The sequence below is a fragment of the Bacillus sp. FSL L8-0152 genome, from assembly GCF_038006365.1.
GTDB lineage: Bacteria > Bacillota > Bacilli > Bacillales > Bacillaceae_G > Bacillus_A > Bacillus_A cereus.
Window position 1 is genome coordinate 3229481 of sequence record NZ_JBBOVB010000001.1, and the last position, 12307, is coordinate 3241787.

Here is a 12307-nt window from a genome sequence, read left to right on the forward strand (position 1 = left end):
GTACTTACTTGCATTAGGTACAAAAAAAGACCTAGGGAGTTAGCCCCCTAGAAAATAGTTGGACACTATGTTTTAAAAAAATCTCTTTTGAATTGGAAAATAAATTGTCACCAAAGCGTGAGTTAGAAAGAAAGTAACCGAAATTCATCCAAATAAAGTTCATCGCCTGAGCTTCCATATCAGTTTCAATAAGCTTTCCCTTTTCTCTCATCTCAATGAAATATGAAACCAAATTATCTTTTAATTGTTTAGGAATTAATGCAATTTTTTCTTTGAGCTCTGGGAACATTTCAGCTTCCTGAAAACTAATCAAAATTAAATCCTTTAACTTTTCTATATATGCAAGATATCCTTCTGCAATAGATAGCAAGTCATCTTCAAGATTCCAAGTCATCTCTCCAGGCATTAATTTATTCAATTCCATATCACGCGATAAAGATTCGACAGCTTTTTCCATAATATTCTTTTTGCTTCCGAAATTCCGAAAGATCGTTACTTCGTTTACGCCCGCTAATTCCGAAATCGAGCGAGTCGTCGTTCCCTTATAGCCATGAGTGCGAAATAGTTCTAAAAAAGCCTCAATAATACGTTCTGATGTATTTGTCATTTCATTCACGTTTCATCCAACTTTCACATAATCTTTATCCAAACCCGAATGCAAGTCGTTACTTGCACAAGTAGAATAAACCTTTTTGATCAAAAAGTCAACTTTATAAAAAAAGCCGATTTCTTTATTGTATAGGAAATCGTCTTTTGGCTTAATTATTGATTTAGTAATAAAAACACCTTTTTAAAATAACTATGTTTATACTATAGACGTTGATCTTTTTGGAAGTTTAGACGAAAATGATCCTCGTCATTATATACCCCAAATTCATACCCTTGCTCCTTATAAAATTTAATAATTTCAGGAAGAGCTTGTAATGTTTGCGCCTTTTCATGCATTAATACAACTTCAACTTCTTCTGTTGTCTGTTTCTTTACATTTTCGATAATCTGAATGGGATTATCTTTTAATTTCCAATCATTTGAATCTATCGTCCAATCCCAAACTTTTATTCCTGCTTCTACGATTTTGTTACGAATGTCCTCGCCCTTTAATCCTGGTGCAGATCCATATGGGGGACGGACTAGTTTAGGAGTTGTACCCGTAATATTATGAATAAGAGCTAACGTTTCTTTCATCTCCGTTACAAATTGTCCTTTTTTGTATAGCTTATCACTATTATGTGTCATACTATGAGCACCAATATAATGTCCTTCTTTTACCGCTCGTTTTACGTTTTCCTGAAAACCTGTATTTTGTAAATTGCTACCTTGCATAAAAAATGTCGACGCAACATTTTGCTCTTTTAGTACATCTAAAAACTTCCCAGTTAATTCGCTAGGACCGTCATCGAATGTTAAATAAACAACCTTTCCTACCGGTTTTCCATCAGGTCTTTTCTGTTTTGCCGGTGGTGTTTCTTTTTTCTTTTCTTGTTGTTGCGTGTTAACTTGATTACTACTTTCGTTAGCTATTCCCTTCGCTGGGATAGAGTTCCATTTTCCAATTAAAAAGAAGGTGAAAAAGGTCGTTGCTAAAACAACTCCTAGAGATATTATTACCTTAGTTAGTCGACTTGTTTTTTTCTTACTTTGTGATTCTTTCATTATTTTTCGATCCTTTCCCTATTAATTTTTATATTCATTATTTATACAGCTGAGCATTAACTCCAGCTGATGTTTACAATAAATAGATTAATAGAGGAAGGTGAAGATAAAATGCAGATAATGTCGAATTTAGTTAAAGAATAACGTATGGCATCCACTCTTTAAAAAAATATTTGTTTCTCTACTACAGTTAAATTTGAAAACTGGATATACATCCAAAATAAAAGATACTACTCTTTCTAAACAATATTTTTATATCAAGATAACAACATACTGGTATAAAGATAAAATACAAAGATAGCCGTACTATTGAAATTCTATTATAATTTTGTAATTGGAATTCATTTGAACCAAATGAATAACTAGAAGAAATATTATTATGTGGAGGTGCCCCGATGAACCTTGTAATTAGAGAGTTAGAAACAAATGATTTAGATAATCTCCCGGAGATTGATGACAGTTTTATAGTGAATGCTCGGTTAATTCTTTCTCTTTCCAAAGGAAATAAACGTATAGAATATACAGTAGAAGACGTTCCAAGTTATGAAAAAAGTTATTTACAAAATCAAGATGATAATGAAGAACTGGCTTACAATGAATATATAAATAAACCTAATCAAGTCATTTACATAGCACTGTTACATAACCAAATCATTGGATTAATGGTATTGAAAAAGAATTGGAACCACTATGCTTACATAGAAGATATAACGGTAGATAAAAAATATCGTACACTCGGAGTTGGTAAAAGATTAGTTGATCAAGCAAAGCAGTGGGCAAAAAAAGGAAATATGCCAGGTATCATGCTTGAAACGCAAAATAATAATGTCGCAGCATGTAAATTTTATGAAAAATGTGGATTTGTAATTGGTGGGTTTGATTTTCTTGTTTATAAAGGTTTGGATAAGACAAGTGATGAAGTTGCAATTTATTGGTATATACATTTCAAATGATAATAGTTTATAACGTAAAAAACTCAAAATAAAACCCCAATTTCTCTATACTAAAATCGAGAAATTGGGGTTAAGTTATTTAAAACAAATAACTAATTAATAATCCTGCTGACAACAAGAAGCCGAAAATCGTATTTGTCATCGCTGTTGATTTCATTGCGATGCGCATATATCCAGGATCCTTTGCCCCTTTTTGGAAACTTTGAATCGCAGAAATTGGCTTTCTCAAACCTAGGAACATAACTAATGCCCAAGGGCTTATATAACCCATTAATACAATTACGGCAATCCATAAATACGCAATGAAAAAGGCTACCGCTAGTGTTACCACAGCTTTTTCTCTCCCAAGGAGGATTACTAATGTCTTTCTTCCACCTTTAATATCTTCTTCGATATCTCGGATGTTATTTGACATATTGATTGCACCGACTAAAATTCCAATTGGAATGGAAATCAATACACTTTCAATCGTTACAGTATTCGTTTGAATAAAGAAAGCAATGATTACAAAACATGTCCCCATTAACAAACCAGAAACTAATTCTCCAAACGGAGTGTACGCAATTGGTAATGGACCGCCTGTATATAAATAGCCAACTGCCATCCCAATTAAACCAATGACAACTAACCACCAGCTGCTATTCATACAAATATAAATGCCAATAAATGCTGCTACGACATACAATAAAAGCGCAACTGTTAACACATTTTTTGGCTTCAATCCATGACGGACAATTCCGCCACCGATGCCAACGGATTCAGCGGTATCTAATCCACGTTTGAAATCATAGTACTCATTAAATAAGTTCGTTGCTATTTGCAGCGCTAAACATGCAAGCATCATCGCAATAAATAAAAGCCAATCAATTTTGGCAACATAAAGTGATGCCACTGTCCCTAAAATTACAGGAGAAAACGTCGCCGTTAATGTATGCGGGCGCGTCATCTTCCATATTAATTTAGCGGAACTAATTTCTTTTTCTGTCCCCATAACTCTGTCCAATCTCCCAACATTTGAAGTATAAATTACTAGCAGTATCTTTCTATCTATTCCCTGCCACGCATCCATTCATTATATCAATAAATGATTATCCTTTCTAACAAATCAACTTTTAATAAAGTAAAAATTATAAAATGAAACTTTACCATCTTCACATAATATTCTGTATTATTTCTAAGAGTGGTTTTAAAGCGATGCGATAAGTAAATGAAATACATAATAAAAAAGAGCCAATCCCCTATAAGATAGAAGATTGACTCTTTCCTTTATTTACTCCCCTGTTTCAGAGAATCGCTTTATACGTTCACCAATTTCATCACGAACACGTTGAAATTCGGACCACTCTTTTCCTGCTGGATCATCAAATCCCCAATGAACACGATTTACATGCGGCGGAGTAGATGGACAAACAGAATCCGCATGACTACACAGCGTAACGACTAAATCAGCACTATTTAAAATGTTTGCATCAATTATATCTGATGTTTGATTTGTTATGTCGATATTTACTTCGTTCATTGCTTTAATTGCATTTGGATTTACTCCATGTGCTTCAATTCCTGCAGAATATACATTCCATTTATCACCTAAATATTGTTTGCCCCACGCTTCTGCCATTTGGCTTCGGCATGAATTTCCTGTACATAAGAAATAGATTGTCTTTTTGTTTTCCATGGTATTTTCCACCTTTATTTTATATTTAGACTGGTTGGTCATTAAAATATTTACGTTTAAACCAAAAAGCAACGTTTACAAGTGCAATCATTACAGGTACTTCAACTAATGGTCCGATAACTGCTGCAAATGCTGCGCCTGAATGAATACCAAACACCCCAACTGCTACAGCAATTGCTAACTCAAAGTTATTACTACCTGCTGTAAATGCTAACGTTGTCGTCACCGGATAGTTTGCACCAATTTTTCTTCCCATAAAAAAAGATACAAAAAACATTACAATAAAATAGATTAATAACGGAATCGCTATTCTTACCACATCTAATGGTACGCTAACAATCATCTCCCCTTTTAAAGAGAACATAATGATGATTGTAAATAATAATGCAAGTAATGTAAGTGGACTAATCTTCGGTATAAACACCTTTTCATACCATTCTCTTCCTTTTAACTTAACGAGTACAAAACGTGTTAACATACCTGCTATAAAAGGAATTCCTAAATAGATAAATACTGATTTTGCTACTTCTATCATTGTAATATCGACAATAGCACCTTCAATCCCTAACCATTCTGGAATTACAGTTACAAATACGTATGCATAAACTGAGAAAAAGAGCATTTGGAATACCGAATTAAAAGCAACTAAACCTGCCGCATACTCTTTATCTCCATCGGCAAGATCGTTCCAAACAATGACCATTGCAATACAACGTGCTAACCCAATTATAATGAGACCAACCATGTATTCTGGTTTATCAGGAAGAAAAATAATTGCTAACACAAACATAAGTACCGGACCAATAATCCAATTTTGTACTAAAGATAGAACTAACACTTTTACATCTTTAAATACTCGGCCCATTTCCTCATAGCGAACTTTCGCTAACGGTGGATACATCATTATAATTAAACCAACAGCCAGCGGAATAGACGTCGTTCCAACCTGTAATGTATTTAGTCCATCTACTACACTAGGAAACACAAACCCTAAACCAATCCCAACAGCCATCGCTAGAAAGATCCATAGTGTTAAATATCGGTCTAGAAAAGATAAACGTTTCATTTTATTTTCCATCTCCTATTAACAACAAGAATTTTTAGCTACCTCATTTGAAGTGGTGCAACAAGATGAATCTTCTATTTTGTGAACATCACTATCTGCTTTTGTATAAAAGAACTCCCACTCATTACCATCGGGATCCGTTACCCAAAACTTATCTTGTACTGCATAGCAACAAGTCGTATCCATCTCATCACGCGCAAAGAAACCTTCTTTTTCTAATCGTTCTTTATGTAATGTAATTTCTTCAGTTGTATCCACTTGGAAACCAAAGTGATTTACCTGATTTCCATTCACTTCATCTCGTACGTTCAGCGTGAAATTAAGACCTGGATTTTCTAATAAAAATTTTGCATAATCCGTTTTCACCTTAACTGGTGATACACCAAATACCTTTTCATAAAATTCAATAGACTTTTCTAAATTCGTAACGTTTATACCGACGTGAACATATCTCATACATTATTCCTCCTCTTTATATATCATTAATCAATTTTTTTTGATTAATAACGCAAAATTTTAACAGCAGCTACCTTTGCCTGTTTTTCTAAAGATACAGCACAATTCTTCTGATAATAAATTATTCACTTCCGCATCATTTAAATCATAATAACTCCACGTACCCTTTGTTTCTTTTATAATTAAACCTGCATCTAATAAAATCTTTAAATGATAGGACAACTTAGATTGTGTCATTTCAAAAACTTCTGTTAAATCACATACACATGTCTGACCCCGCTGGCAAAGCTCATACATGATTTCTAAACGTTTCTGATCCGCCAACGCTTTAAACTTTTTCTCATAGAGCTGGAAATCTTGTGCCACTGTAGTTCACTTCCCTTCATCAACTTTTTTTGATGTTTATAGTATATATGCTGTTTAGTTCTTTATGCAACTAATTCATCAATTTTTTTTGATTTAGAAAAAACTTCCTCGCATTATATCTTTGCTACAACTAAAAAGGACCATCTCCTTTTCAAAAATGAAAAACTACGGTTCTTTTTACAACTTAATAGTTACAATATTTCCTAGTAATGGAGTCTCTATAACTATTTAACTTTTAATTTGATTATTATAAAGTAGTGCCCCATTACCATCAATCTAAGAAAAACAAATACCCCCAAATGAGAAAAATCGATATAACTCTTCGGCAAATAAAGATAACTCTTGTTTTTGGTGCATATTCATAAAAAGCACGTCACCCTTTCTCATTAACATAAGAGAATAGTAACGTGCTTTTAATCTCAAAAATAGTCTAAATCCTTAAGTTGATGGTTGTGGGGCGGGACCCCAATAAGAACGGTATCTAAGATTGTATGAGAGGTGTTTGTTCCATTTCAAAGATCTCAGCCGACGATTAACTCAAGTACCGGTTTCGGATGATTCCCATGTGATGAAGTTCGTGTCCTGCGATGCCGTACGCGAGGGCGCGTGCCGTAATGCTTAGGTTGTTGGCTGTGCCCTTACGATTCCATGCCTCAGCCGGTAGCCCGCGCAGCAATGTGATCGTTGATTGCCTTACGGCCCGGTAGTCTTCGGCCAATTGCGCGGTTGTCCAGCTTCCGAAAGGAGGTAGGAACAATTCCTGATCGAAACCGGTCAGAGGCGTCTGGTCCCCTCTTGCGAACCGGAGCAGGCGGTAGGTCATGACGCGTTCCGCGTCTGCAATGTGGCCCACGACTTCTTTCAGCGTCCATTTTCCTTCCGCATACCGATATGCGGCCTGGCTTTCGGTCAACGATGCCAGGAGCTCAGTCATTTGCTTTTCCTGGGCGAGCAGAATGTTGATGATGTTACCGTCCGGCACCAAACGGATATATTCACCGGAGTTCCCGGCGTATTCTTCTTCTGACGGTCTTTGATTCATGCGTAGTCACCTCTTTATGTAAATATAGAAAATTATAGCACTCATCTATGTCTAATAAATTCGCGAAATGATAGAACTTCCCTTCTAATAATTGAGGAGAAGCAACTATTTAGTTGGTCGGTCGCCACACTATCCTGATTCGTTAGCACAATAAAAATTATCTGTTATACAATATTTCGAAGTTATTAATATATATAGGTAACCCCTTCTTTTTTTAATTTAAAGATGAATTTCCAATTATATTTTGAAATGAATTGGAGTAAAACACACTAGTCTAACTACTTTTTTATACAAGATTTTATGCGAAAAAGAATAGCGAAGATCCCTAAAATCTCCGCTATATCAATGATGTATAAAATCTTGTATAAGTGATAGATAGACATAGAGACAAAAAATTTAGTAAAAACAAGGATTCTATGAAAAACTTGCTACCGACAATGAGACGTTATGTTAACTTCAAGTGTATAAGGTATTCATACGAAGAGTAGATAGCTTCTCCCCTTTAAAAAGGTTTATTACATGGTGAAAGAGAATATTATCCATAAAAAAAGGAGTTAATTTATGAATAAAAATATATCATTTCTGACCTTATCATTATTCCTATATTTATCCGCTTGTTCGACTGAGACAAACACTGGTAGTACATCTACTACTGAACAACCAAAAGTAAAAACTGCCTCAATACAACAAGAAGAAAATCGCAAACAAATTTTCTTTCAAGGAAAGGAAATAAAGAAAATTGAGCTTATATCAACTAAGGTAAAAAATAAAAAAACAGCTATAAATCTAGAGTTTGATCAAATTATTAAATCTATGGAACATGCAGGAATAGATAAGGATCGAGAAAGAGTTATTCCTCTTTTGCTAGATGATGAGGCCAAAGCAAATATTGATTATCAAATGAATGTAAATTACCAAGATAGTTCCAGTGAAACATATTTAATTTGGCTAGAGAATAAAAAAGTTGTAATTGCTCGTCAAGACAATGAAGAACAAAAAAATCTCGAACATTATATAATAAGGGATACAGATGCTCAACAAATATTAAGTTTATTTAAGAACAATATAGAATAACTTCCAATAACGAGAATTATGTATATAAGCTGCCCATATGGACAGCTTATTGTATTTTTGCTTAGCGTGCAAAATTCTTATCTTGTTGGCGGGACCCCATTGCCATCAAGATAAGAAAAGCAAATACCCCCAAGATGAAAAATTAGTTGTTTTCTGTAAAAAATACACAAAATTTTCATCTTGAGGGTTTAAATTCTTAAGTGATGGGCACATATGGCGACCCCTAATATGAAAAATAATATAAAGATTTTAATTTGATCCTATATATTATTTACAATTCCAAAAGTAGATTCCCTATTTTTGGTATAATACACAGAGACTATATAATTTCTTATGGATATTCTTGAAAAGGGAGTAACGCTATATGAAATCAATAAATGTAAATAGCACTATATATTATATTGAATCTGTTCCTTTTGAAGATAAGAGTGAGCAGGATGAAGAGGGATATTACGAATATTTTTACAAAGGAGTCAATTTATCGTTTCACTCGGACAAAGAAATAATTACAGCCCGAATCTATGACAAGGAAAAAATAATATATTTCTTAAAAAATCCATCTCTCGCTTTTGGTAAGGATTTTGAAGCGATAAAGATATATATATTTAAAGAATTTGATGTAAATACATTCAAGATTCCAGGTGGAGAAAAAGCCTATATAGAATTATAGCCATAACCGATTTCTGTCTTTACTATAATATATAAAAAGCAAACAGTAGGTAAGTATATGCTTGATAAAGCTGAACTAAATACTCATAAGTAATTGTAAAGGGATATTCTTTGTTCAGGAGGATTTTATAACCGTAGCTTACAAGTGATGTAGTGCTACACCTATTCCATCTAACTTGCAACACGTTTGCGGTATCCTTATCCAAATCACAATAACCAGTAGCTTAAGACTTTTAATATAATATTAAAAAGTGGATATGCTTAAACACATATCCACTTTCAACTACGAATATTTTTCACCTTAAACATACTTTTTTCCTATTTATATACTTACCTTCGCTTCTCCAATATCCTGCTTTTTAACTAAATCTAAGTAAAAATGTGAGACAGTTGTGTTGTAATAAGGAGAAATAAAAATAAATGATAGATTAAATGTAAACATTCCGATAAATGCTGCTAATAAAAACCAACCTATAAATGATAACCAAAGAACAAATAACTTTAGCTTTTGTCCTTTCATTATTCTTTTACTTTCTCTCAATGCTTCACTTGCTGTATAATCAGGATTCTCAACTAATATGTAATACGACATGGAATAAGAAAAATATTTAATAATACCTGGAACAATAAATAATAGGCTCCATAAAAAAATAAAGATAGCTTGCATTAAACCTAACTTCATTGATTTAAACAAATTCTTCTTTTTAAATCCTGAAAATACATCGTCTACCTTAACTTCTTCTTGTTTCCCTAAGTGTAAAGTAAAAACAGAATATCCATAATTAAAGATACCTTGAATGACACTGTAAATTAGGAAACATACCCCCCATAAACCAATATAACTTAGAATAAGTGCAGCAAGTGCTACCGGATCTACTTGTGGTTGCCCACCTATTGAATAAATAAATAATGCATCAGGACCAATTATCCCGATAAACAGTACAAATATTAAATACATAAAAAAGGCGATTGCTGATGCACTTAAGGTTGGTACAAAATAGAATAAAGCTGATACTCCTATACCTACCCCCCATTTCCCATCTAACGAATTCAATGCTGCTTTCTTTAAGTTTCCGATCATACTCGTGTCCCCTTCTTTTTTCTTATTTTCCTTTACTGAAAAAATAAAAGAACTTGTAGCAAGGCCCCGCTACAAGTTCTTTTAGCCAAATACTTTAGCTCATCGAAAAATTATTTATTCTACACAATCGGGGGTAATGCCTAAAATATAGTTTGTTAACATCATTATATAACATATTTATGAATTTTTGTTAAAAATTCTATATTTTTAGACAAATCATCCTCCACTTTTTTACTTATTTTTTATTTTCATGTAGCTATCCAATTGTAAACGTAGATGACATGAGGTTCGAAAACGGAAGACAACGTAAACTAACCAAAGTTTACATACGTAAAAAGGGTTGTTTTTGTTAAACAAGCGACCTGATTAATTACCATAATCCTTCTTATAAGAAGGACACTTTAAATGTTTTTCTTATTTTTTAGTAACATATTTAATTCTTTAGCATCTTTTTTTGTATTTAAAAATGATATTAACCAAGAAAATACATATATTAAAACTATACTTTCAAGAAAATCAGCAGTTGGGAATATTTCTATCCAATGGTTATATGTAGATATAAGAAAGACAACTATAATCATCATGAAAAAATGGATTACCAAGGCGAACAAATAGCTGATTTTTTCAATATCAAAAATGAATGTAAAAATGCCTGCACAAGCTGAGATTATAAGAACACTTATTATCTCAGCTCGTGTAATAGATATGTTATAGTTTCTTGATAGTAAAACTATCATGTATATAAATGAACCAGTTCCTAAACCTGTATACAGTCGTTTTTTTAGTTTCAATAAAGTCTTTCCCTTCTTTTTTTATGATTTTAAGATAAGGTTATTTAATTTTGATTGTATATAAAATGTGTAGAATATTCCGCCAAAAAATAAACCTACAGATAGTCCACTTATGGCAGAATAAATTATATTAAACGAAATATCATCATAAAATGATGCATACATTCCTAAAGTTACATTTAAGAGATATTTTACAAAGAAATTAATCAATATAATTATTAATGGAAGGTAACATTTCTTCCTGAAAGTAACCGTCTCTTGTTTGAAGAAAATTTGATATTTTACATATAACAAATATCCAATCATAATACCTGGAAGAATGAAAATCGTATAGCTTATTAAACAATATCCTAAGTAAGAAAATTTAGTGATAATTTTATCTAACCCCCATATCATAAAAATCATGGGAACAAGGAACATTTTAGATAAATTAATTGGTCTTTCTTGAGAAATAGCAATACCCCTTTTTATTAAAATGAATAATAATATCCATACCCATAATGGAGTTCTTATAAATACTTCTTTAATCATAGTATACATTGTATATCCTCCTTTGTTTTTATTAATATTTACATCAAAGGAGATATAAAGAAATGCTTTTAAACATAAGTGGTAAAAATCAATACATAAGTGGTTATCGGGAATGGTTTTTTAGCTGTTTTTTTAATGAAGAAACATATTTTCTTGATACAATTACTTTTTCTCTGTTTGAAAGCAGTGCTTCCAAATTTCCGTTTGCTTTAGCGGAGAATTTGTTTAAAAAATGAATATTGATAATTATAGTTTTTGAAATTCTAGTGAAATTATCTGGAAGTTCAGATTGTAATTTATATAAAGGACTTTTTATCTCAAATATATTTTCTTTTGTATAAACAAAAATCTTCCTTTCAAGATATTCTAAATAAATAACAGTTGAGCAAGAAATTTTTTCTTGTTCACCTTTGTGAGTTGAATTAACTATTAAATAGTTATCAGAACTATTCTCTAGTGTTGATACCATATCTAGAATAAAAGATGTTACTTTGTGAATGTAGAAGGTACAAGATTCTTCTTTAAGCTTTTCAATAATTTTAATATTTGCTTTCATTTTCTACCATATTTCCCTTTCTTTAAAATAAATTTTAATGTTTGTTTGAAACAAAGTTTAATCTAAGTCAAAATAGTATTTTATATGAATATTATTAAAAAATCTATTAACATATTTCTTCGCATATTTTTTATAAACATCGTAACATTATTTTTACCCCTCCATAATTGCCATCAATTTGAGAAATGTATTCTTCTCAAAAATGAAAATCACCCTAAGATCCTATGGACAACTATGAAAGGATGAAATTTTCGTTTTGGGGATATTTCAGAAGTTTAGCTTGATAGCGATGTGGCGGTACCCCATTGCCATCAACCTAAGCTTTTGTGATCCCCCTCATAACGAAATTTTCACCTTTTTACAATTATTTATGAGAATTCAGCTCATTTTTTCG

At 32.3% G+C, this 12307-nt stretch carries 15 protein-coding genes; 3 read left to right on the forward strand and 12 right to left on the reverse strand.

The window, feature by feature from the left end; genetic code table 11:
* Positions 1–31: 31 nt before the first annotated feature.
* The gene (locus tag MHH27_RS16185) at positions 32–616 is read right to left on the reverse strand and encodes a TetR/AcrR family transcriptional regulator (RefSeq protein WP_001004645.1); all 585 of its coding nucleotides are present in this window, start codon (positions 614–616) and stop codon (positions 32–34) included.
* 194 nt (positions 617–810) lie between these two features.
* On the reverse strand, positions 811–1653 hold the full coding sequence (locus MHH27_RS16190) for a polysaccharide deacetylase family protein (RefSeq protein ID WP_000665176.1): 843 nt from the start codon (positions 1651–1653) through the stop codon (positions 811–813).
* Positions 1654–2048: 395 nt separating this feature from the next.
* Here MHH27_RS16190 and satA point away from each other — a divergent pair, with 395 nt between their 5' ends.
* Entirely contained in the window at positions 2049–2606 is a 558-nt protein-coding gene (gene satA, locus MHH27_RS16195) for a streptothricin N-acetyltransferase SatA (protein ID WP_001054993.1), read from the forward strand.
* Between the two features lie 79 nt (positions 2607–2685).
* Here satA and menA read toward each other — a convergent pair whose 3' ends face one another.
* From menA to MHH27_RS16225, 6 genes are all read right to left on the reverse strand, one after another.
* Positions 2686–3597, reverse strand: a complete 912-nt coding sequence (gene menA / locus MHH27_RS16200) for a 1,4-dihydroxy-2-naphthoate polyprenyltransferase (protein WP_000536367.1) — start codon at positions 3595–3597, stop codon at positions 2686–2688.
* Between the two features lie 279 nt (positions 3598–3876).
* On the reverse strand, positions 3877–4281 hold the full coding sequence (arsC, locus tag MHH27_RS16205) for an arsenate reductase (thioredoxin) (protein ID WP_000428354.1): 405 nt from the start codon (positions 4279–4281) through the stop codon (positions 3877–3879).
* A 25-nt stretch (positions 4282–4306) separates the two neighbouring features.
* Complete coding sequence (gene arsB / locus MHH27_RS16210; protein ID WP_098508893.1) at positions 4307–5347, reverse strand: ACR3 family arsenite efflux transporter; 1041 nt, start codon at positions 5345–5347, stop codon at positions 4307–4309.
* Positions 5348–5365: 18 nt separating this feature from the next.
* Entirely contained in the window at positions 5366–5803 is a 438-nt protein-coding gene (locus MHH27_RS16215) for an ArsI/CadI family heavy metal resistance metalloenzyme (RefSeq protein WP_001271008.1), read from the reverse strand.
* A gap of 60 nt (positions 5804–5863) precedes the next feature.
* Positions 5864–6169 (reverse strand): arsenical resistance operon transcriptional regulator ArsR, encoded by a 306-nt coding sequence (arsR, locus tag MHH27_RS16220; protein ID WP_340943340.1) that lies wholly within the window; start codon positions 6167–6169, stop codon positions 5864–5866.
* Positions 6170–6701: 532 nt separating this feature from the next.
* Positions 6702–7211 (reverse strand): DinB family protein, encoded by a 510-nt coding sequence (locus MHH27_RS16225; protein ID WP_001076303.1) that lies wholly within the window; start codon positions 7209–7211, stop codon positions 6702–6704.
* Between the two features lie 561 nt (positions 7212–7772).
* On the opposite strand from MHH27_RS16225, the gene MHH27_RS16230 reads away from it, so the two are divergent.
* Both MHH27_RS16230 and MHH27_RS16235 read left to right on the forward strand, forming a co-directional pair.
* Positions 7773–8285 (forward strand): hypothetical protein, encoded by a 513-nt coding sequence (locus MHH27_RS16230; RefSeq protein ID WP_061660777.1) that lies wholly within the window; start codon positions 7773–7775, stop codon positions 8283–8285.
* Between the two features lie 364 nt (positions 8286–8649).
* Positions 8650–8955, forward strand: a complete 306-nt coding sequence (locus MHH27_RS16235; protein ID WP_340943342.1) for a hypothetical protein — start codon at positions 8650–8652, stop codon at positions 8953–8955.
* Positions 8956–9276: 321 nt separating this feature from the next.
* On the opposite strand, the gene MHH27_RS16240 is transcribed toward MHH27_RS16235, so the two are convergent.
* The 4 genes from MHH27_RS16240 to MHH27_RS16255 all read right to left on the reverse strand — a co-directional run bounded on the left by MHH27_RS16240 (position 9277) and on the right by MHH27_RS16255 (position 11913).
* Positions 9277–10035 (reverse strand): DUF975 family protein, encoded by a 759-nt coding sequence (locus tag MHH27_RS16240; RefSeq protein WP_061660779.1) that lies wholly within the window; start codon positions 10033–10035, stop codon positions 9277–9279.
* A 401-nt stretch (positions 10036–10436) separates the two neighbouring features.
* The gene (locus MHH27_RS16245) at positions 10437–10826 is read right to left on the reverse strand and encodes a DUF3021 domain-containing protein (protein ID WP_061660780.1); all 390 of its coding nucleotides are present in this window, start codon (positions 10824–10826) and stop codon (positions 10437–10439) included.
* Between the two features lie 21 nt (positions 10827–10847).
* The gene (locus MHH27_RS16250) at positions 10848–11366 is read right to left on the reverse strand and encodes a hypothetical protein (protein WP_061660781.1); all 519 of its coding nucleotides are present in this window, start codon (positions 11364–11366) and stop codon (positions 10848–10850) included.
* A 94-nt stretch (positions 11367–11460) separates the two neighbouring features.
* On the reverse strand, positions 11461–11913 hold the full coding sequence (locus tag MHH27_RS16255; protein WP_061660782.1) for a LytTR family DNA-binding domain-containing protein: 453 nt from the start codon (positions 11911–11913) through the stop codon (positions 11461–11463).
* Positions 11914–12307 lie beyond the last annotated feature (394 nt).